The sequence below is a fragment of the Colwellia piezophila ATCC BAA-637 genome (genome assembly GCF_000378625.1).
Lineage (GTDB): Bacteria > Pseudomonadota > Gammaproteobacteria > Enterobacterales > Alteromonadaceae > Colwellia > Colwellia piezophila.
In genome coordinates, this window is sequence record NZ_KB905162.1 from 252,989 (window position 1) to 273,456 (window position 20,468).

Here is a 20,468-nt window from a genome sequence, read left to right on the forward strand (position 1 = left end):
CTAAATTTTTGAGGAGTATTATGAATTTAACTAAGTCAATAGGTACGTCAATAGGTACGTCAATAGGTACATCATTAGGAAAATTACGCGATAAAGTACTGAACAAACCTTTCAGTGCCATGCTGATCTTCAGTGATATTAACATTAGCTACCTATCCACTTTTACCGGTCATGCAGCAACAATAATATTAACCAGTAAAGCGAATTATCTCTTAACAGATTACCGTTATTTCGAGCAAGCTAAAGTACAAGCAAGTCATTTTACGGTAATTTGTCGAGATAGAGCCAATCAAAGTTTAGCTTCGCTCATTGAAGATCTGTTATTCCAAGATGATTGTCAGGAGCTCTTTTTTGAGAGTGAACATATTAGCGTAATGTTATGGCAACAAATTCATCAGCAGGTTAGCCAACTAACTAAGCTGAGAAAAATAGAGCCGGTAAGTGGTGCGGTTGAAGCACTGCGTTTTATTAAGTCAACTACTGAAATTGCTTTCATGGAACAAGCCGCCAAAATTGCGGATACGGCGTTAGCGACCATGCTTAACTCTGTTAAAGCGGGCGTTACTGAACGAGAGTTAGCGATTGAACTCGATTACCAAATGGCGCTACTGGGCTCAGAAGAAGTGTCTTTTGCCACTATTTTATTGTTTGGTGAACGTAGTGCTTTACCCCATGGTATTCCAGGAGACCGGCAATTAACACTGGGCGATATTATCTTAATTGATTTTGGCGCCGTGGTTAATGGCTACCACTCGGATATGACGCGTACTTTTGTATTTGGTCAAGCAAGTGCTGAACAAAAACATGTTTATCAACTGGTGCAATCCGCTCAACAAGCGGCCATTGATGAAGTTAAAGAAGGGGTGTTAGCGAGTCATTTATATCAACAATCTGCCAATATATTACTTAACAGCGAGTATAAAAAATATGCCGGTGAGGGCTTAGGTCATGGTGTTGGGCTAGTTTTACATGAACAACCGTTTATTGGACCAGATTGCCATATCCGCCTTGAAAAGGGGTGTGTTTTCACTATCGAGCCAGGTATTTACATTCCAGGTTGGGGTGGCGTGCGCATTGAAGATGATGTGGTACTAACGGATGACGGTTTAAAAATCCTCACTAAATCACCCAAAGGTTTAATTGAACTGTCAGCGGCTAAGTCATATACCTAGCCTTATTCCGAACTTACCTCGCTAAGTTATAGAGTTATGTTACAGCGCTAAGTTAAATAGCCAAGTGAACCCGTTATAAATAAGAGAATAACATGAAGATTATTAGTGCAGAGCAAGTTCATCAACACCTTAATTTTGAAGCGTTAATCCCGTTACTAAAGCAGAGTTTTAGTCGTGCCTTTAGTATGCCACAGCGCCAAGTGCTTGCACTTGCGCCAGAGCAAAGGGATAATCATGATGCCTTTGCTTTATTACCCTCATGGAATGAAGACGTGATTGGTAATAAAATGTTCACCTATTTTCCAAATAATGCTGAGCAATATGAATTACCCGGTTTGTTTTCTAAAATCATGTTATTCAAACGCCAAACAGGTGAGCCGCTAGCGCTTGTTGATGGCACGAGTGTGACTTATTGGCGCACCGCGGCAATTTCTGCCTTAGCAAGTCAATTGCTCTCAAGAGAGAACAGTCGTCATTTAATGTTATTTGGTACTGGCAATTTAGCGAGTTATTTAATCAAAGCGCATTTGAGTGTTCGTGAACTTAAAAAGGTAACCTTATGGGGACGCAATAGTGCCAAAGTGAATGACTTACTTGGCGAATTTAGTTCGCTCTATCCCAACGTTACTTTTAACGCCAGTGTTGATGTTAATGCTGAAGTTGCTAATGCCGATATTATTTGCTGTGCAACAGGCGCTAAAATACCATTATTTGACGGTAACATTGTTAGTGCCGGCACGCATATTGATTGTTTAGGTAATCACATGAAAGATGCCAGGGAGTGCGACACGACTACCGTAACCCGTGCACGCGTATTTGTTGATAGCTTAACCAATACCTTAAACGAAGCGGGTGAGTTATTGATACCTATAGCCGAAGGCGCTTTTAGTAAAGAAGATATTATCGGCGAGTTAGCGGATATGTGTAAAAGACCAGCATTGCTACGTCAATCAGCTGATGAAATAACATTATTTAAATCGGTAGGCACCGCGATAAGTGACTTAGTAGCTGCTTATCAAGTAGTGCAAAAAGTAACTGAATAAATCAACTATTTCATTATGAAAAAGGCGCTACCTTGATTCGAGGTAGCGCCTTTTTTTCATCAGTGATTTATGCTGCTTTCATCCAATACTTTGTGTATTTATTATAGTTACCATGCAGGCAATTGTAGCATTCATAGTATTTGATTATAATTATCAAACAATGTAATTAAAACATAATATTAACAATAATTTTACATTGATGATTGAGTAAGCTTGTTGTTAGAATAGAATCTTATAAAAACAATAAATTGATCCCCTGCGCTGTTTTAATTGTTTCCAAAGGATGAGAAGTATATATGGTTAATCAACATGACGTACAATATGCGACTGAATTAAGTGAGCGCGTTTTAGCTTTTCTTACCAACCATAATATTGCACCATCACCAATAAATTATTCTGTTATATATATCTATTATAGCAATCAAAATAAAGCGTTAAAGGCAGAAATCGCTAAGCAAATGAGTGATAAAAAGTCGGTTGATGGCGTTTTTCTTGAACACTTATTTAATCGCTATATTTCAAATAACGAAAAGGTTGAGCAAGCCATACTCATTCCTTTTGAAAGTACTTTGAAAAAAACGCTTTATCAGATTAATGCTCAAGTGGTTAACGAAAAAGAAACCGCTAAAAATTTAGACTTAGCTGATAAAGCATTAGCAAAAATGGACGACCATAAGTCACTTCATAAAGTCGTTAACTTTTTGTTGAGCTCAATCCATACATCTAAGAGTCAACGTAAATCGTTAACAGATGAGTTAACAAAAACCTCAGAAGAAGTGAGTTTGCTTAGAACGCAATTAGCAACATCAAAACAAGAAGCCATAATTGATGCTTTAACAGGTTTATTCAATCGAAGGGGGTGTGAAAACATGTTAAAAGATTTCGATACCACACAGTTACACTCTTCAATCATTATTGATATTGATCACTTTAAAGCAGTTAATGATAATTTTGGTCATTCGATTGGTGATAAAGTCATTCAAAAAATTGCGTCTATTATTAAAAAGCATATTGGATTAGAAGATATCCCGGTAAGGTATGGCGGTGAAGAGTTTGTCGTAGTGATCAAGAACAAATCACAGGAAAATGCACATTTTATTGCAGAAAAAATTCGCACTTCTGTAGAAGAACTAAAACTCATTCAACGACAATCTAATACCCATTTACCACCTATGTCAGTTTCAATAGGCATTGCTGAACTGGAAGAAAGTGACGATTGGCCATCATTATTTGAACGAGCCGATAAAGCATTATATCAAGCAAAAAATTCTGGCCGTAATCGTTGTGTTATAGCTGAGCCAGTCGCAGCCTGAATTTAGCTAAGGTGGCCCCTGCTATTAAATATAAAATCACTATTTGGTGTTAAAATAAGCTCAGATTTTTCTTATAAAAAAACGTCACTCTCTCAAATATTTATCTCTGCTTAGGTTTCCACAGTGTCCTTAATTTTGTCTAATTTTAGCTAATATTTTTAGTTGGCTTTGTGGTATTAGTGAGCATTGAATAAACGGGGCTAGGGCCTATTTAAAATGATTTGTCGCGGTGGCGACGACACACAAACAAGAGAAGGGGCTAAACGCACTGCACCTAAGTTAAGCCCTTTGGAATCCCTGGCGCTGCTACATAAAACGTAATCCTACATTCAGCATAATACTTTCGACGTAACAGCAATGAAGACACATTAGGACACTATGCTCAGGAGCTTATTGTATTGATGGCGAGGACTGCCGTTGTTCAGGGATGACTTATACCACGAACTTAGTGGCAGCAGTTGCGGTTTACGCTAGTTGAAATTGAAAGTTAAATGTTGTGCTGAGTAGGGCGTCGCAGGGGTTCCAAGGGGAGGCTCGGCGGTACGTCGTCACTGGGTGTATGTGTGTGGTCGCCACCCCGACGCCAAGCAGGAAAAACAAACTCCAAGCCTAGCGGTTTCAGATATGAAAAAAGTAAAGTATTATGGCGCTGTTTTAACTGACTTTTCAGCCTGTACTGCAATACTTTCTAACCAAGTAAACCATTCTTTATCCATTGATGTAGACCAAGTACGCATTAAGTCTTGATACCCCAACCAGTCACCTTGACGAGATAATACTAAGCTCTTTTCTACTTCATCTCGGTGGTTTTCCATCATAAAACGTACCGCTAAATAACCCCAACGATAAACCCTGTCGCTACCACCATTGGTGTTAGCGCTAGTATTAAATAACTCACTCAACGGGTATGATTTACTCGCCGCTATTTCTGCTGCTTTAGGATTGTTTTTACCCCAAGCAATATACTCAGCAACGCCTTCTGACCACCAAACACCGTGTGGGTAGGATAAGTTAGGTGACGGACAAAACTCTGGGCCGGCATGGTCATCATGTAAGCCATTGCAGTAATCGCCATAACGGTTAAAGCGCCCATCAAGGTAATGGATGTATTCATGAGATAAGTTCCATAAACCGCCATCGCGCTCATAAGCAACAAATTCGGCATGGTTACCTTTTCTTTCTGGATAACCTTCAAGGTACATACCACCATTATCGGTTGGCATATTAAAGTGCGCAGTGGCATATTTCACGTACTCGGCTCTTGAGCTGTAAAAGTTGGCGCGCAGGCTGTGGTTATTATCATCAGCAACTGGCTTGTTTAGGGTATTAAAGGTTTGATGAAATTTATCTTCTTGGGCAATAAGTTCCTGACAAGCACTCGCCACTTTCTCAGGTGTTAGCCCTTGTGAACGGAGGGTTATAGACTTATTGCAATGATGAACTTGGCTCAGAATTTGCTCTATGTTGGCAAGCTCGGCGTTATCAGTCGCTTTTGGGGGCACTGCGTCGGGTACCTGACCGGCAATCGCCGAATCGGCAATAAGGTAAGCAACTAGGGCAAAGGCGAAACTTAGGGCAGTGACTAAAGGTTTCTTAGTATTTTTCATCGCTAATTATTTTCTTCTATTATTGTTATTATTGTGCTGTTATTCATTGTTATACCAAGCTTATTAAGTGACTTCCTGCTTAGAGGGCGTAGCTTAATCGACTTGGTATTATCAGCCTTGTCGCTATTCTACAGCTAAAACCGTTATGCTTCATAGCCAAATGGGTCATCAATAGTGTGAGCTGGCTCACTAAACCATTTTGGACCTGCTGCCGTCATATAGAAATGATCTTCTAAACGCACGCCAAATTCACCGTAAAGGCACAGCATTGGCTCGTTGGAGAAACACATACCCGCAGCTAATGGCGTTTTATCGCCTCTGACTAAATATGGCCACTCATGAATGTCTAAGCCAACGCCATGACCGGTACGATGTGGTAGTCCAGGTACTTGATAATCAGGGCCGTAGCCTTGAGTTTCTAAGTAGTGACGAACCGCAATATCTACCGCTTCACAAGGCGAAGAAATTTTAGCTGCCTCGAAGCCTTGTCTTTGTGCTGTTTTTTCATGTAACCAAACGGCGCGTTGTTTCTCACTCGCTTCACCAAACACATAACTGCGAGTAATATCTGAATTATATCCTTGCACTAAACAACCGGTATCAATTAACACCATGTCGTTTGTTTCGAGAGTTTTGGGCTCTTTTACACCATGTGGATAAGCGGTATCTTGACCAAATAAAACAATACAAAATGAAGAGCCTTTCGGTGCGCCAAGCTTGATATGAGCTTTATTGATAAAATCAGTCACTTGTGAGGTGGTGATGCCTACCATTAATATTTTAGCAACGGCGCGATGCACGACCATAGTCATGTCTTTGGCTCGTTGTAATAAAGCAATTTCACTTGCTGTTTTGAGCATTCTACAACCAGCGGTAATGCCCTTGCTACTGGTGAAATTTAACGAAAGGTTTTGTGACTTGGCCGCATTCATCATACCGTCAACAGCGAAAAAGGCGGTAGATTCATCTACTGCAATAGTGCCTTGCTCGATATTCATTTTTTGAAGGGTATCAATTACCAACTCATAAGGTGATTCATGTTCATGCCAGCTAGCCACTTCAGCTTTAATTTGCATAAAGCCAGATAGCGTACTTACTTCGAACCAAGGTGCGATATAAACTAAATCACCTTCTGCGGGTAATATTGCGCCAACTAATCGTTCTGAGGCATACCAAGCAGTACCCGTGAAATAGGTTAAATTAGTGCCCGCATTCAGGTATAACGCGCTAATGTTTTGTTCGCGCATTAATTGTTGTGCTTTAGCAATACGTTGTTGGTATTCAGCTAAGGCAATAGGGGCGATATCAGTGGTCATATCGGTTAATTTATTTAATTCTATTTCGGCTGTTGAGCCGCCAATACCAATGGACATATTAAGTTTCCTTGAAAACACTTTACTTGATGTGGGCTTTATATTTACTGAATGTTTAAAATTATCAAGACAGTCAGTAAAATTTAAGGGTATATTGTATACAATTTAACGGGTGAAACAAGTATTAATACCCGAGTCGTCTCTACTAACGGTTACTGTGTGAAACACTAGGGCTCACAGCCCGCACTAAAACCAACGATCTTTGACTTTCCCGTATTGAAAATAGCCCCATTGACCTACTCGTCTTAATGGCGCAAAAGGAAACGTTGTTAAGGGCGTTTGATAAATGGGCAAGTTGGGCACAGCGACACCGGCAACCTTTTGTGCTAATCGTTTGCCTGCTTGTACAGAAAAAGACACGCCACTGCCACAATAACCCATGGCATAAAAAACACTTTGTTGTTCATTTTGATAAATATGCGGCATGTCATCTAATGACATACATAACCAACCAGACCACGCATAATCATACTTCAGTGAAAAGAGGGCAGGAAAGTTAGATTTTAATACACAGAGTAATCGATTGGCATAATAAGGGTCGGTGGCATTTTTTCCAGTTATTGCCCCTCGACCACCAAATAAAATGCGATTGTCCGGTAATTTTCGGTAGTAATATTTTAAGGCACGCGTATCCATGATGACATTGCTGGTTAAAAAATTACACGCGGCTAATTGCTCTGGTGTTAGCGGCTCGGTAACAATAATTTGTGATAGAACGGGTAAGGTTTTACTCTTAATTAAGGGGTGGAAGTTTTTAGCGGTATAGCCATTAGTGGCGATAACTACCTTTTTAGCGCTGACAATACCATTGGGCGTGTGCAATTTATGTATGGTTTGGCTTTGTTGGCCAGATTTTTGAACTAACTGCTGCTCGAATTTATCCACAGGACTATCACAATGAATGGTGACACCGGCTTTTCTAGCGATTTCTTGATATCCCCAAGCAAGTTTTAGTGGATTAATACCAAAACCATCTTGATAGCGTATCGCGCCATAAGCATTTTGATCTGCCATATAATCTTGGTGTAATTGTTCACGTGATAACTCTTGAACGTCATAACCAAACATTTCTTTTTGCAGGGCTGCAGCCTTGAGTAAGCTTTTTAACATGCTTGGTTTATGGGCCACACGAATATAGCCATTGTCTTGTGGATCACAATCAATGCCTTCGCTAATCAAACTTTTGACCGTGTCGACACCGGCGCACATCTCTTGGTAAATGCCGCGCATAACTTCTTCTCCCCATTGAGATTGCATGCTGGCGTAAGACTTTCGACCTGATGATTTTAGAATAAAACCCGCGTTTCTACCGCTTGCTCCCCAAGCGGTGCGGTTAGCTTCGAGTACGGTCGCTTTGATACCATGCTCGCGGGCTAAATGCAGCGCGGTCGATAAGCCGGTATAACCTGCGCCGATAATCGCGACATCGACACTGATATCTTTATTGAGTTGGCCATCATCTACAGGTGCTTTTCCAGGAGTGTTAGCCCCAGTAGTATGAGCGCCCGAGACAGCAGCCCAATAGCTACTAGGGTAGGGCGCATTCGCGCCAAGTGTTCTATCGATAAGAGGATCGTACATATTTTCCTTTCGAAGCTAATAAATGGGTGAGCCTTATACTTTAAACAACCCGAGGCTTTAAATCAGCATAAAGTTGTATAATACCAAGTTGATTAAGTTCTTTCCCACTCAGCGAGAGTTAAAGGGGTTATAGGCAAGGCATTGATTGAAGAGAATGGTTATTCAGGAGAATATGCTCCTGCATTCTCTAAGAGGCTACATCCGTGTAGCGTCCTTGTTAAAATCAATAACGCCGTATATTACCCCTTTAAACTCGCCCTATGGGAGCTTACTCAATGCCCACTAACATCGTTAAATTTATTTGGTTTAGACTAACTAGACCTAAAAAAAACGCCTTGTTATTGAACATTAAGTACAGCTCTGAGCTGGGAAGAAATTTAATTAAATTGGTATAAGTAGGTTGTTTAGCGCTGTGAAGGGGGAATTTCATTGCTCTTTTGGCAATAGGGCTTAGATGGCGCAACTTAAGGTCAATGAGCCATAGCTGTGCCAAGCGTTATTGTCGCTACTATAAGTGCGAGTATAACGATTTAAACTCCAGCTAATTGCGTAGTTATTTATGGTCCAATTAATACCTATCGCTGCTTTGGCTTGTTCGTGTTGAATATTAACGGCTGAGTCATAGGGTAGGTTACCTTCAATAGTTAAGTCATTAAATCGATAACCCAACTGTACACGTGCGTAAAGACTGAAGTTATTGGTGTGAATAATATCGGTGGTATTACCCGTATGGCCAAAGTGGCTACTTAAACGGCCGAAGGTTTTATTAAGTTGCGTACCCCATTTAACTAATAGTCCCAATGAAGCCTGGCTATTCAAATTACCTAAGGCGATATGACTATAACTACTTAACTCAAATTGGCTATCGGTAAATAAATTACCGCGAAATTTTTGTGTTCTAAATAGTAGAGCATCAAGCTCATAGGCGAGTTGGAAAGTGACTTGCTCTTCTATTTGGTGTTGCCAACCCTGAGGTGGCGTAGAGTCGGTAAATTCATGGACTTTTTTCTGCACTTGCTCTGCTTTTGATTTCGGACCAATAATACCTAACGTTAGCCAGCTTTTTTGAGCAAAATTAGGACTGTAGTCCGCGGTGTGAGTTTCTATTTCAAGCAACCCTGCATAAGGTCTGTCATAAGGTTGTGGTACATCCAAGGTTATCGTATTGGGCGTCCACATACGTTGAGATAACTTCACTCCCCAAGCACTATGTGTTTGCGCTATCGGCAATCTAATATGATGTTGTAGTTGGAAGAACAACGGTATGCTCGCAGGTAGATAGTGCTTGAGGCTGATGAGCGGCTTACTTTCCCAAGCGAGGGCAAAGCCATTAGTGTAATTACCGTCGTTGGCTAATATGCCGTCATTTTCAAACAGAATAGTTAACTGACCAGCGTGGCTTGGTGGCAAGATTGCTAGCCAGGAAGAAAAGAGAATGAAGACAATTGTTTTGTTTTTATTAAGCGCTTTCAACATATTTGGTCCTGCAGCTATAACACTACTAACTATAGTGCGGAAAAAACTATAGTGTGAAAAAAACAACTTGCCATGAAGGGGGGGGATAACGCTTATCTTTACACTCGCGCGCTAGTTTATTGAACTTTCTTTAGTGAAAATGATCACTAAAGAAAGTTAGTGTGTAATAATACAAGTGTGGTAACAATTTTTTGGAGGCTATCATGGCCCATGAGGAAAGACGTAATATGTCAAAAAATAATGATGCTAGTGTAGACAGCTGTAGTGGCGAACAAAAATCAGCAACTGAGCAATTAGTCGATGCAAACCATGAAATTGAAGAGTTAAAGTTACAAATCGCTTGGCTTGAGCGCTCTTACGAGTAATTTTTTAGTGGTTACTTTGTTAGTTGTGTCGCTGTTATTTCGGAGATTTAGCTAGGAAATGTACCCGTAATACTAATCAATACCGCCTGAAAATTTAAAAGACAAATATAGTTTATATATTTGTCTTTTTTGTTTTATCTGGTTTTTTTCATGAAAGTAATCATGATACTGTTCAAACCACCTCGTTTTAAATGAAAAATATCGATTTTCATCTCATTTGTTATTTTCATATCTATGGGTTCATGCTATTTTCCCTGCATTGTGTTTAATCAATAAAATTCAAAGGAAGTCATCTTATGCCAAAGGCAAGTGATATAAAGAAAAATGCTGCCATAGAGCACAACGGTAAAGTGTTAATTGTTAGAGATATTACCCGTTCAGTACCCCAAGGTAGAGCCGGCGGCAGTTTATATAGAATGCGCTTATACGATGTAGTCACTGGCGGTAAGGTAGATGAAACCTTTAAAGCAGATGATATGTTGAATTTTGCTGACTTAAGCCGTCGCCCATCGATGTTCTCTTATATTGATGGCGATGAGTATGTCTTTATGGACAATGAAGATTACACACCCTATAACTTAAATAAAGACTCTATCGCTGATGAAGTACTTTTTATTGATGAAGAGACTCAGGGGATATCGGTCATCATAGTGGACGATTCACCGGTGGGCATTGCCCTTCCTACCAGTGTTGAATTAACGATTACTGAAACTGACCCGTCTATTAAAGGTGCCTCGGCAAGTGCTCGTACTAAGCCGGCGATCCTTTCTACAGGGTTAACTATTCAAGTACCTGAGCATATTTCAACGGGTGATAAAGTTAAAGTAAATACCGAAGAGCGTAAGTTTATGGGTCGAGCAGACTCGAAATAATAGCTTCGCTGAGTCTATATTTAGAAACTCGTTATCAGTAAGTCGATAGCAATAAAAAAGTGCCCGAATATTCGGGCATTTTTATGGCGATAAGTAAAGTTAACACTAACACTAACACTAAGGGTGATTTGTTAGCTAATTGAGTAATAAGGGTAAAGTATGAGTGATTCAGTCTATTCTATCGGTAAGCAAGGCCAACCATGGACAGAAAAAGACAAAGGTTTATGGTTTGCTAAACAAGACATTAAACGCTCTTATCAAGATGAAGTATTGGCGAAGCTTGAGTTGTTAAGCGCTTCATTTGAAATGGTTCAATACGGCAGCTTATCTGTCGATGCAAGCCGCTATCCTTTATATGCGCTGCAAAGTAAAGATTGGCAAATGAATAATAAAACCGTGTTAGTGACTGGTGGCGTACATGGCTATGAAACCAGTGGCGTACAAGGGGCTATTCGTTTCCTCGCAACGAGTGCTAAGGATTTTAGCGAGCAGTTCAATATTATTGTGGTGCCTTGTGTTAGTCCTTGGGGTTATGAAACCATTAATCGCTGGAATAATAACGCCATTGACCCTAACCGTTCTTTTTATGCTGATAGCCCTGCTGAAGAGTCTGCCGCATTGATGACTTTTATCAATGAGCTTGATGTTGACATTGCCATGCACATTGATTTACATGAAACCACTGATACCGATAATAGTGAGTTCAGACCAGCTCTTGCTGCACGTGATGCTATCGAACAGAAAAGTTGGAATATTCCCGATGGTTTTTACTTGGTTGCTGATTCAACTAAGCCAGTAGCCGACTTTCAAGGGGCCATCAATCAAGCGGTAGCAAAGATTACTCATATTGCCCCTGCTGATGATAGTGGTAAATTGATAGGTGTTGATATTGAGCAGCTTGGCGTCATTAACTATGCCGGGCGAGAGCTCGGTTTATGTATGGGCCTCACTGAAGCGCCATATGTCACTACCACCGAAGTTTATCCTGATAGCCCATTAGTCGATGCTGAAAATTGTATCAAAGCACAAGTAGCGGCAATTTCTGCTGCTATTGCCTTTATCTAAACAGCGCTTCATCGCTAAAAAAGGTCTACTCAATAAATTGAAGTAGACCTTTTTTGTGGCTAATACCATTTTGATTAAATTTCTTCCCTACTCAGAGCTACATTGGTGAGCTTAGAACAAACAAAATTTGTTAAACATAGTTATTCTATATTTCATTAATTTTGTGACGTTATCAGTTTATCAATGAGCTCCCAAGGGCGAGTTTAAAAGGCTTAAATGCGGCGTTATTAATTTTGACAAGGACGCTACATGGATGTAGCTTCTTAGAGAATGCAGGAGCTTATTCTCCTGAATAACCATTCTCATCAATCAATGCCTTGCCTCTAAGCCTTTTAATTCTCGCTGAGTGGGAAAGAACTTAATCAAATTGGTATAAACCTCACGAAGCATCAATCATTAATTTTCATAGCGAACTGCTAAGTCATCTATTTGAATATTGCCAAATAAACGTCCGTCAGGCGTTACTGCTATGGCTGTTTGTCTGGTTAATTTAGTGATCTTTACTTTATAAGGGCTCAGATTAAAACCTGTGTATGATTTTCCTGAGTTGTTAGTAAAATTAGTAAGGTGTAATAAACTAAAGGCATCGCCAATTTTTAAGCCATGATCTCTACCCAGGTTGATAGTCACTTGGTTACCTTGTACTTGAATAATTTTACCTCGACTGAGTTCACACATGATATTTTCATCAATATCTTTAGTGACTCTATCAATCATATCATTAAGCATTACGCCATAATCACTTTGCCAAAAAGCACTACCATCGACATCAACCTTTTTCCGCTTGTTGAAGGTCCAAGGGGCCGAATCTTGATAATTTTCTTGCCAAACTAACTCGCCATTTAAACCATTATATAAATAGAAACTCATGGCAAAATTTCGAGGGTAAATACCTTGTTGCCAAAACAGCCAACTATTAGTGGCTTGGGTATCAAAAGAAGTGTTGGTGATTTCACTGAACATTACATATTGGCTATCGGTACGTTCACTTAAAGACTGAGTTAACTGGGCTATTTCGTCGCTAGCTAAGCTATTGTTCAGCCGTGAAAATTCAGTTTTATTATTCAGTATACTTGTGGTCTTAGTAAAAGTACTGTGCTGAGTAAGTTGCTCACTCAACTTACTCATTATGGCCTTATCAATACCGTAAATTTCACCAATGTTTGCTTGCTCTCTATGAATAAGGTGACTGCGGGTAAGCACTAAAGACTTTTTAAAGTTAACCGCAAAGCATTTTTCTTCTTGCGGAAATATGTCTACCCGAATGGTGACAGTTATCAGGTTATTACTGTGCACTTCATCGACTAATTCAATAGAGTTGACACTTCCACTGGCCCTAATGCTGATTTCGTCCTGGGTTAGTAAGCCATTAACGACTTGCTGAACACTTGAAACACTCGCGCCAGAAACTAACAATGCTTTTTTTAGCGCATTCTCCATCGCTTGGCTGCGGGCAACCTCGACACTAATACCGTTAGTTCTGGCATGACCTTGGGTTTCATACCATTGGCTATTGGCAGAGAAACTGCATAAAAAGCTGATGATCACTAACAGTTTGATTGGTGTGTGCATAGTTGTTTTCATAGTCATAATTTAGCTTTAGTGCTATCCGTTAAATGGCGGATTTAGGAGTGATTTATCGATTACTAGTGGATATGCATATTCCATGCCTGTCATTTTTATGGTCATTCTATTAGAAAACTATTGTTGGCTTAAAATGTGCATTGTTATCAACATAAAAGTTAATGCTGAAGTACTAGTTGCCATAACAATAGTGCTTAGTTTTGAAGGGGAATAACATGAGAAAATGGCTTTTACCATTAGTTTTACCGGCTTTACTGTCCTGTGAAGTAACAAATAATGATGGCTTTTATCAAGCTACTCACATTGAAAAGGGTGAAATTGACAGCTATGAATTACCTCGTCACGCGATAAATGATGTGGTTAAAGGCTTGGCTTATCAAATGCTAACCAATAGTAGCTTTGTTAATGCAAAAACCCCTGTGGCAGTCGCTTCTTTTGTTGATTTGAATAATCTGGAAAAAACCAATTGGTTGGGTAATCAGCTAGCTGAAAGCTTTATTCATGAACTGCAAAGACACGGCTTAGTGGTGATAGATTATAAAACAACGGGTCACATCCGAGTGACAAAAGAGGGCGATTTTGTTTTCAGTAGAGACTGGCAAGAGCTTCCAGAACGTCAGATAATTGACTACATTGTTTCTGGAACAATGGTTGAGCAAGAGAATGGCATTTTAGTTAACGCCCGGATGATCGGTATTCAATCTAAAGTGGTGGTAGCAACAGCACAATCATTTATTCCTCGGTGGGTCTTAGGGGATGTAATGAGTCATAGTGAAAATGTGAAAATGAGAGACGGTATGATTATTCGAGATAATGCCATGTTATATAATGATGATCGCGCAGTGGTTATACAAAATTAATGTTAACCTTTTTATTCGACACCTTACCAAAGGGGTATCTATGAGTAATTCATTGACTCGAGTCATTCTAATATCGACAGCATTGTTTTTTACCAGTGCCTGCTCCCTTATTTACGATAAACATGTGCAATGGCAAACGGTGAAGCCAGAAACTTTCCCGGTACTATATGCAACTGGTTTTGCGCCTATTAGTTTGCAAAAATCAGCCCATGAAACGCAGCGGATGCTAATGGCCATTAAAGCGTCCAAAATTGCCGCTTATGCTGAACTTGCCGAGCAAGTTTATGGCCAACAAGTGACTGGCAAGGTGACCATGGCAGATTTGCTTATTGAAGATCAACAACTAAGTGCTTCAATTCAAGGTGTGATCCGTGGTGCTAAAGTGATAAAGAGTTACCCTGTTGGTGATGTTTATACCACGGAATTACAGCTTAACTTTGAAGATGTTTATCATATTTACCAAGCAAACCAGAACCGAAAAGAAATTAAAAGCGTGACACACTTTTAAAAAAGTAGTGGTATAACATGAGTTATACCAATTGAAATAATTGCAATAGTAGTCATTAAAAAGGCGTTAATCTTAAAGATTAACGCCTTTTTAATTTGTGTAAGGGGCTTATGTGGCAGTTTCCTAGGCCTTTAGGCCTAAACTTGAGAGTCCTGCGCTTTTCTTGCCTTTGCTATTATAAGTAATGGCATTTTTATTATGCTGCTCTAATAGACTGGTTTTCATACGCTCTACTGCTAACTGAGACTGCTGAATTATTTGACCATTCACTAGATTTTTCTGTTGGCAGTTACTGAGTAAAAGCGTGATTTCTTTAAGCTGAACCGTTAACTTTCCTGCCGCCTTATCTTGAGCAAAAGCTTGGTTTTGACTGATTTCTTGGTCAAGCTGTTGAATCGCTAATAATAAGGTGTTTTTCTCTTGGCTTATATCAAGCAAGGCCTGAGGATTGTGTTGCTGTAATATTTGCTTTTCATTAGCAATGATTTGGGCAAGGGACGTTAACTGTTGATGTTGCTTTGCTAACAATTCTGTAGAGGTTAATCCCTGAGAAGTTGAGCCTGATAACATAAGGTTTGCCTTTGATTTTACTATAATTGATGTACTTACAGTTTATCGCTAAACAAGCTTAAATTCAAAGTTAGCAATATTAGCCGCTAATTTTTCTGGGTTAATCTTATAATCACCAGCGCTAATCGCTTTTTTTAATTCATCAATCTTCTTTTGATTAACTACAGGAGCATCCATCGCTTTTTTTTGTAGTTCATTGAGTTCTTTTGCTTGTGGGGTAATGGACACTGAATCTTGCCCGGTATTTTTTACTTGGCTATTAGTCGACGCTGTTTGAGCCGATTGCTGCTGTACTTGCTTTTGCTGAAGTTGCTGAACTTGATTGTTATTATTCAAGTTATTGATATTTATGGCCATAATTTCATCCTTTAGCAATGAAATGATATTTTAAAATGAGTATATTAACTTGTTATCGGCCATTATCTAAATAACTTTAACAAAAAAATGCTTTAAAACATAAATAATATTGCAGTTAGGTTAACCGTAAAATTATTAGTTAACCTTAATTGTTTATATTTTGATTATAGATGAATAATTACTTGGTTAATAGCTTTGACTCGAGGGGTAATTATTTTATTAGAGCGGGAGTTTTTTACTCTGATTTGCTCATTGATGTTACCAGAACTTAAAGCAATACCTCGGGTTTTGATGCTGAAGTTTTTTGATGATGCAATAATAGTCACTATATCTCCCTTACATATTAAGCATATTAGGTTTTTACGGATGGTTTTACCTTGGCCAATTCGTCTTTTTGCTTTCGCGCCAAAAACAAATTTTGTATCGGTTAGTTTATCGCCACGAATATGGTTAATGGGGATATATGCTAGCTCAATATTACTTTCATCAAGCCTATCTCCTTGACTAATTGTCCTTTTTGCGATTAAAACCGCTTTAGTTATTTCAATTTTGGCCGATAAATATATTTTCCAGGGTACTGAGTCGCTACAACTAATTTTTACATTTATAGTGCGCGCGTTATTTTTTTTTGGTGTTTTTGCTATTAAGGGCGTATTACAGGGTTTAATAACAATTCTAGGGTCTAATCGGGCTACAGAAATACGAATTTTTTCGTCGCCAGTAGAAGGGAACTGTCGGGTTAAGTAATCTTTTGCAAAGTGTTCAATAAAAGCACTGTCTAGCTCTGATGCAAGTACAGTTTGCTGCTTAATAAACAACAAGAATATAAAAAATAATAAAAGTTTGGTATAGCGCATATATTTTGATATCTATCTTTAAGTTAATTCAAATAGTCGTCTATGCTTAATCTAAGTTAGCAGTTAAAATAAGGTAAATCATGCGTCAACTATCAGACGCTTAGTGTGGTGATCATCCCTATACTTTAAAACAATTCAAGAATTGTGCCTCATGTGTTATTTATTTGAACATTATCAAAGGTACGGTATTACAAGAGGTTTATATGGCAGGCATACTAGATTCAGTAAATCAGCGCACACAACTTGTTGGTGAGAACAGGTTAGAGCTGTTACTTTTTAAACTGATTGGCCGACAACGATTTGGTATTAATGTTTTTAAAGTGCGTGAGGTAATGCCATGTCCTAGATTAACCATATTACCCAAACAAGACTCCTACATAAAAGGTGTGGCTCATATCCGAGGTCAAACAATCTCTGTTATTGATTTGAGTAAAGCAACGGGTGGCCGACCAATAGAACAAACGGCGGAAAGCTTTATTATTATTGCCGAATATAATCGTACTGTTCAAGGTTTCCTTGTTGCGGGTGTTGAAAGGATAGTAACTTTAAGTTGGACCGATGTTATGCCGCCACCAGAAGGAACAGGCAAGTCAAGTTACTTAACCGCAGTCACTGAAATTGATGGCGATATGGTTTCTATTTTAGATGTTGAAAAAATCCTAAATGAAATTAGTCCTGTTTCAACCGATCTCAGTGAAGATGTTATTGATCCTAGCGTTGGCATAAGTCTAGGTGATAAATTGGTGATGATTGCAGACGACTCAACTGTGGCACGAAATCAAGTGAAAAGAGCATTAGAGCCTTTGGGTATCAATATGATTTTAGCTAAAAATGGTCGTGATGCTCTTGATCAATTGAAAGCAATAGATGCTACCTGCGAGCATAGTATCACGGAAAAAGTTGCTTTAATGATCTCTGATATTGAAATGCCAGAAATGGATGGTTATACCTTAACCGCAGAAGTTAAAGGCAATGAAAGAATGGCCAAAATGCCCATTATTTTGCATACATCATTAAGCGGAGTGTTTAATAATGCTATGGTAGAAAAAGTGGGTGCTGAAGATTTCATTCCTAAATTTCATCCTGACGAATTAGCAACAGCGGTCAAAAAGTGGTTAAAATTAGACAATTAGCTTTTCGCCCAACGAAACAGTCGTTATCGTGAGACAGTGGCTGCCTTTATTTTATTGGCGGCCAAATCAATACTTAAAATAAACAGGACGGTAATGTGTCAGCAAGACATCTAGATGAGAAAAGCTATAATCAATTTAGAATATTTTTAGAGCAACAATGCGGCATTGTGCTTGGAGAAAGTAAGCAGTATTTAGTTAAAAGTCGTCTCGCGCCATTAATGGCCAAATTTGATCTTGATTCATTGAGTGAACTCGTTACCCGTACACTCGCTCCCGTTGAGCGGCAATTACGTGCCGCAGTCATTGATGCAATGACTACTAATGAAACCTTATGGTTTCGTGATGATTACCCCTATAAATTACTGCAAAATAAGTTATTACCAGAATTTAAAGCTCAAAAAACCCCGATAAAAATATGGTCAGCGGCTAGTTCTTCGGGGCAAGAGCCTTATTCTATTGCCATGTCAGTACTTGAATATCAACAGAAGAACCCAGGGTCATTTCCACGTGGTGTTCAAGTTATTGGTACTGATATTTCAACCACGATGTTAGAGCATTGTAAATACGGTCATTATGACAGCCTAGCCCTTGCGCGTGGATTATCTGCCGAACGTAAACAACGATTTTTTGAAACGGGGGATAACGGTATGTTAAAGATAAAAGATCAGGTCAAAAAAATGGTCAGTTTCCGGCCGCTAAATTTACTGAACAGTTATAGTTTGATGGGTAAGTTCGACATTGTTTTCTGTCGTAATGTTTTAATTTACTTCTCTCCTGAAATAAAGGCCAAAATTATTAGTCAAATTCATGGCGTATTGAACAAGCAAGGCTATTTATTCCTAGGCGCCTCTGAATCATTGTCGGGTATAAATCAAGATTTCTCTATGTTGCGTTGCAATCCTGGTATTGTTTATCAGAAAAAACAACCAAATTAATAGCCAATAACAGCTATTGCTACTGGCTGTTATTAACCTTTATTGTTTTATCCCTCCCTTCATTCTTACCTCCGTTAAATCAACTGGCACAAATATTGAATATCATTTAGTCATAACGTAACAATCGTGAGGCTATTATGGCTATCGGATTTGATCAAGGTTTTCAACTTCACACACAGGGCATGCTTCTTCGCTCTAAACGTGCAGAAGTCATTGCCAGCAATATTGCCAATGCAGATACTCCAGGCTACAAAGCCAGAGGAATGGATTTCAAACAAGCACTAGCGCAAGCGGCAACCAAACAGCATATGGGCATGTCTCGCACTCATGAGAAACACTTTGATATTCGCACCGAATTAAATAATTCAGTCGATTATCGTGTGCCTAATCAACCTGATACCGGAGACGGCAATACCGTAGATGTACAAGTGGAACGAAACTTGTATCTAAAAAACTCATTAGAGTATCAAGCAAGTGTTCAATTTCTAAATGGCAAAATTAAAGCGATGAAGAAAGTGATCAGCGGAGGTCAATAATTATGAGTCTTTTTAACGTATTTGATATCACTGGTAGTGGCATGAGCGCGCAGTCTGTGCGCTTAAATACTACCGCAAGTAATATCGCCAATGCAGATAGTGTCAGTAGCAGCGCCGATAAAACCTACCGGGCAAGGCACCCAGTTTTTGCCGCAGCCATGCAAGAAGCTGCCGCAGGTCAAGGCGCTATGGACGGTAGTGGTGTTGGCGTTAAAGTATTAGGCATTGTTGAAAGTGATAAGCCTTTGAATGTTGAGTATTCACCCAGTCATCCTATGGCAGACAAAGATGGTTTTATTTATAAGCCTAATGTCAATATCATCGAAGAAATGACGAATATGATCTCAGCTTCACGGTCGTATCAAACCAATGTCCAATTAGCTGAATCAGCCAAAAACATGCTGAATAAAACATTGATGCTAGGGCAAAGGTAATGAGAATTTTGGATAGGTCACTTAATTTACTACATATAGTAGGAGTGGATAATGGAAACAGTTAAGGGTAGTAGCCCGTTAGATGCGATCCGGTGGCAAAGAGAAGAATATAAAGAAGCAGACCAAAGTAAAGGTATGCTTACTCAAGCTGACTTTTTCGCCTTATTGACTAAAGAGTTATCGAATCAGGATCCAACCAAGCCGGTTGATAATAATGAAATGATTTCTCAAATGACTGCCTTTTCAACGACTGATGGCGTGAATCAATTAAATAAATCATTTGATATTTTTGCCCGTTCTATGACATCTAGCCAAGCACTGCAAGCTTCATCACTTGTAGGTCGAAGTGTCTTAGTTGAAGACAATGTCTTTGGCATGGAAGAAGGTGAAGCGGTTAAAGGTAAGTTAGTTTCAGAGCAAGCAGCCAGTAACGTTAATATTTATGTTGAAAATATTGCCGGTGAAATTATTCAAACTGTGCCGGTAGGTAATGTTGCTGCCGGCGGAATTACCTTTACTTGGGATGGTCAAACAGCGAAAGGTGAACCGGCTCCCGAAGGTGCTTATCGTTTCCGTATTGTTGGCTTAGTTGACGGTCAAGCCTCTGAATTAGAGGCAATGACCTACCGCAAAGTTGACAGTGTTACTTTAGCAGGCGCTGGCGGCAATATATTGCTTAACCTTAACGGTGGTAGCTCCATGGCATTGGCCGATGTGGTTGAAATATCTAGTGGCGATACCTAACGTTTTATCATAATCATTAAATAGAAAATATAGGCTTTACCTGAAGAGCGAACATAAGCATTAAGCAGTACAGGTATTAAGCA

General features: G+C 39.3%; 21 protein-coding genes. 13 read left to right on the forward strand and 8 right to left on the reverse strand.

Annotated elements, in window-relative coordinates; all coding sequences use genetic code 11:
• Positions 1–20 precede the first annotated feature (20 nt).
• The 3 genes from F580_RS0106865 to F580_RS0106875 all read left to right on the forward strand — a co-directional run bounded on the left by F580_RS0106865 (position 21) and on the right by F580_RS0106875 (position 3,528).
• Positions 21–1,172, forward strand: coding sequence for a M24 family metallopeptidase (locus F580_RS0106865; RefSeq protein WP_019026967.1), 1,152 nt, complete (start codon positions 21–23; stop codon positions 1,170–1,172).
• A 92-nt stretch (positions 1,173–1,264) separates the two neighbouring features.
• Positions 1,265–2,215: a bifunctional Delta(1)-pyrroline-2-carboxylate/Delta(1)-piperideine-2-carboxylate reductase gene (lhpI, locus tag F580_RS0106870; RefSeq protein WP_019026968.1), complete on the forward strand. Its 951-nt coding sequence runs from the start codon at positions 1,265–1,267 to the stop codon at positions 2,213–2,215.
• 296 nt (positions 2,216–2,511) lie between these two features.
• On the forward strand, positions 2,512–3,528 hold the full coding sequence (locus tag F580_RS0106875; RefSeq protein WP_019026969.1) for a GGDEF domain-containing protein: 1,017 nt from the start codon (positions 2,512–2,514) through the stop codon (positions 3,526–3,528).
• A gap of 641 nt (positions 3,529–4,169) precedes the next feature.
• Here F580_RS0106875 and F580_RS0106880 read toward each other — a convergent pair.
• The 4 genes from F580_RS0106880 to F580_RS0106895 form a co-directional block, all read right to left on the reverse strand.
• Entirely contained in the window at positions 4,170–5,135 is a 966-nt protein-coding gene (locus F580_RS0106880; RefSeq protein WP_019026970.1) for a collagenase, read from the reverse strand.
• 143 nt (positions 5,136–5,278) lie between these two features.
• Positions 5,279–6,508: a M24 family metallopeptidase gene (locus F580_RS0106885; RefSeq protein ID WP_019026971.1), complete on the reverse strand. Its 1,230-nt coding sequence runs from the start codon at positions 6,506–6,508 to the stop codon at positions 5,279–5,281.
• Positions 6,509–6,694: 186 nt separating this feature from the next.
• Positions 6,695–8,089, reverse strand: a complete 1,395-nt coding sequence (locus tag F580_RS0106890) for an NAD(P)/FAD-dependent oxidoreductase (protein WP_019026972.1) — start codon at positions 8,087–8,089, stop codon at positions 6,695–6,697.
• A 450-nt stretch (positions 8,090–8,539) separates the two neighbouring features.
• Positions 8,540–9,565 (reverse strand): lipid A deacylase LpxR family protein, encoded by a 1,026-nt coding sequence (locus F580_RS0106895; protein ID WP_019026973.1) that lies wholly within the window; start codon positions 9,563–9,565, stop codon positions 8,540–8,542.
• A gap of 227 nt (positions 9,566–9,792) precedes the next feature.
• On the opposite strand from F580_RS0106895, the gene F580_RS26585 reads away from it, so the two are divergent.
• From F580_RS26585 to F580_RS0106910, 3 genes are all read left to right on the forward strand, one after another.
• Positions 9,793–9,930 carry a hypothetical protein gene (locus F580_RS26585; protein WP_019026974.1) on the forward strand — a complete coding sequence of 46 codons (138 nt, stop codon included), beginning with the start codon at positions 9,793–9,795 and terminating at the stop codon, positions 9,928–9,930.
• 296 nt (positions 9,931–10,226) lie between these two features.
• Entirely contained in the window at positions 10,227–10,802 is a 576-nt protein-coding gene (gene efpL, locus F580_RS0106905; protein WP_019026975.1) for an elongation factor P-like protein EfpL, read from the forward strand.
• A 159-nt stretch (positions 10,803–10,961) separates the two neighbouring features.
• A complete protein-coding gene (locus tag F580_RS0106910) occupies positions 10,962–11,867 on the forward strand; it encodes a M14 family metallopeptidase (protein WP_019026976.1) in 906 nt (301 codons plus the stop codon).
• A gap of 396 nt (positions 11,868–12,263) precedes the next feature.
• Here the strand turns inward: F580_RS0106910 and F580_RS0106915 are convergent, their stop codons facing one another.
• Positions 12,264–13,457: a flagella assembly protein FlgT gene (locus F580_RS0106915; protein ID WP_019026977.1), complete on the reverse strand. Its 1,194-nt coding sequence runs from the start codon at positions 13,455–13,457 to the stop codon at positions 12,264–12,266.
• Positions 13,458–13,666: 209 nt separating this feature from the next.
• Here F580_RS0106915 and F580_RS24140 point away from each other — a divergent pair, with 209 nt between their 5' ends.
• Positions 13,667–14,311 (forward strand): FlgO family outer membrane protein, encoded by a 645-nt coding sequence (locus tag F580_RS24140; RefSeq protein WP_019026979.1) that lies wholly within the window; start codon positions 13,667–13,669, stop codon positions 14,309–14,311.
• Between the two features lie 40 nt (positions 14,312–14,351).
• A complete protein-coding gene (locus F580_RS0106930; protein ID WP_019026980.1) occupies positions 14,352–14,819 on the forward strand; it encodes an LPP20 family lipoprotein in 468 nt (155 codons plus the stop codon).
• A gap of 123 nt (positions 14,820–14,942) precedes the next feature.
• On the opposite strand, the gene flgN is transcribed toward F580_RS0106930, so the two are convergent.
• The 3 genes from flgN to flgA form a co-directional block, all read right to left on the reverse strand.
• Complete coding sequence (gene flgN, locus F580_RS0106935) at positions 14,943–15,389, reverse strand: flagellar export chaperone FlgN (protein ID WP_019026981.1); 447 nt, start codon at positions 15,387–15,389, stop codon at positions 14,943–14,945.
• A gap of 48 nt (positions 15,390–15,437) precedes the next feature.
• Positions 15,438–15,746, reverse strand: coding sequence for a flagellar biosynthesis anti-sigma factor FlgM (gene flgM, locus F580_RS0106940; RefSeq protein WP_019026982.1), 309 nt, complete (start codon positions 15,744–15,746; stop codon positions 15,438–15,440).
• Between the two features lie 164 nt (positions 15,747–15,910).
• Entirely contained in the window at positions 15,911–16,603 is a 693-nt protein-coding gene (gene flgA, locus F580_RS0106945) for a flagellar basal body P-ring formation chaperone FlgA (RefSeq protein WP_019026983.1), read from the reverse strand.
• A gap of 203 nt (positions 16,604–16,806) precedes the next feature.
• Here flgA and F580_RS0106950 point away from each other — a divergent pair, with 203 nt between their 5' ends.
• From F580_RS0106950 to F580_RS0106970, 5 genes are all read left to right on the forward strand, one after another.
• Positions 16,807–17,736, forward strand: coding sequence for a chemotaxis protein (locus F580_RS0106950; RefSeq protein WP_019026984.1), 930 nt, complete (start codon positions 16,807–16,809; stop codon positions 17,734–17,736).
• A gap of 95 nt (positions 17,737–17,831) precedes the next feature.
• Positions 17,832–18,671, forward strand: a complete 840-nt coding sequence (locus tag F580_RS0106955) for a CheR family methyltransferase (RefSeq protein WP_019026985.1) — start codon at positions 17,832–17,834, stop codon at positions 18,669–18,671.
• Between the two features lie 137 nt (positions 18,672–18,808).
• Complete coding sequence (flgB, locus tag F580_RS0106960; protein ID WP_019026986.1) at positions 18,809–19,207, forward strand: flagellar basal body rod protein FlgB; 399 nt, start codon at positions 18,809–18,811, stop codon at positions 19,205–19,207.
• Between the two features lie 2 nt (positions 19,208–19,209).
• On the forward strand, positions 19,210–19,641 hold the full coding sequence (flgC, locus tag F580_RS0106965) for a flagellar basal body rod protein FlgC (RefSeq protein WP_019026987.1): 432 nt from the start codon (positions 19,210–19,212) through the stop codon (positions 19,639–19,641).
• Between the two features lie 51 nt (positions 19,642–19,692).
• On the forward strand, positions 19,693–20,385 hold the full coding sequence (locus F580_RS0106970; RefSeq protein WP_019026988.1) for a flagellar hook assembly protein FlgD: 693 nt from the start codon (positions 19,693–19,695) through the stop codon (positions 20,383–20,385).
• Positions 20,386–20,468: the final 83 nt, after the last annotated feature.

Coding starts and splice junctions, on each gene's coding strand:
- F580_RS0106865 (WP_019026967.1), top strand. CDS start 21: ATGAATTTAACTAAGTCAATAGGTACGTCAATAGGTACGTCAATAGGT.
- lhpI (WP_019026968.1), top strand. CDS start 1,265: ATGAAGATTATTAGTGCAGAGCAAGTTCATCAACACCTTAATTTTGAA.
- F580_RS0106875 (WP_019026969.1), top strand. CDS start 2,512: ATGGTTAATCAACATGACGTACAATATGCGACTGAATTAAGTGAGCGC.
- F580_RS0106880 (WP_019026970.1), bottom strand. CDS start 5,135: ATGAAAAATACTAAGAAACCTTTAGTCACTGCCCTAAGTTTCGCCTTT.
- F580_RS0106885 (WP_019026971.1), bottom strand. CDS start 6,508: ATGTCCATTGGTATTGGCGGCTCAACAGCCGAAATAGAATTAAATAAA.
- F580_RS0106890 (WP_019026972.1), bottom strand. CDS start 8,089: ATGTACGATCCTCTTATCGATAGAACACTTGGCGCGAATGCGCCCTAC.
- F580_RS0106895 (WP_019026973.1), bottom strand. CDS start 9,565: ATGTTGAAAGCGCTTAATAAAAACAAAACAATTGTCTTCATTCTCTTT.
- F580_RS26585 (WP_019026974.1), top strand. CDS start 9,793: ATGTCAAAAAATAATGATGCTAGTGTAGACAGCTGTAGTGGCGAACAA.
- efpL (WP_019026975.1), top strand. CDS start 10,227: ATGCCAAAGGCAAGTGATATAAAGAAAAATGCTGCCATAGAGCACAAC.
- F580_RS0106910 (WP_019026976.1), top strand. CDS start 10,962: ATGAGTGATTCAGTCTATTCTATCGGTAAGCAAGGCCAACCATGGACA.
- F580_RS0106915 (WP_019026977.1), bottom strand. CDS start 13,457: ATGACTATGAAAACAACTATGCACACACCAATCAAACTGTTAGTGATC.
- F580_RS24140 (WP_019026979.1), top strand. CDS start 13,667: ATGAGAAAATGGCTTTTACCATTAGTTTTACCGGCTTTACTGTCCTGT.
- F580_RS0106930 (WP_019026980.1), top strand. CDS start 14,352: ATGAGTAATTCATTGACTCGAGTCATTCTAATATCGACAGCATTGTTT.
- flgN (WP_019026981.1), bottom strand. CDS start 15,389: ATGTTATCAGGCTCAACTTCTCAGGGATTAACCTCTACAGAATTGTTA.
- flgM (WP_019026982.1), bottom strand. CDS start 15,746: ATGGCCATAAATATCAATAACTTGAATAATAACAATCAAGTTCAGCAA.
- flgA (WP_019026983.1), bottom strand. CDS start 16,603: ATGCGCTATACCAAACTTTTATTATTTTTTATATTCTTGTTGTTTATT.
- F580_RS0106950 (WP_019026984.1), top strand. CDS start 16,807: ATGGCAGGCATACTAGATTCAGTAAATCAGCGCACACAACTTGTTGGT.
- flgB (WP_019026986.1), top strand. CDS start 18,809: ATGGCTATCGGATTTGATCAAGGTTTTCAACTTCACACACAGGGCATG.
- flgC (WP_019026987.1), top strand. CDS start 19,210: ATGAGTCTTTTTAACGTATTTGATATCACTGGTAGTGGCATGAGCGCG.
- F580_RS0106970 (WP_019026988.1), top strand. CDS start 19,693: ATGGAAACAGTTAAGGGTAGTAGCCCGTTAGATGCGATCCGGTGGCAA.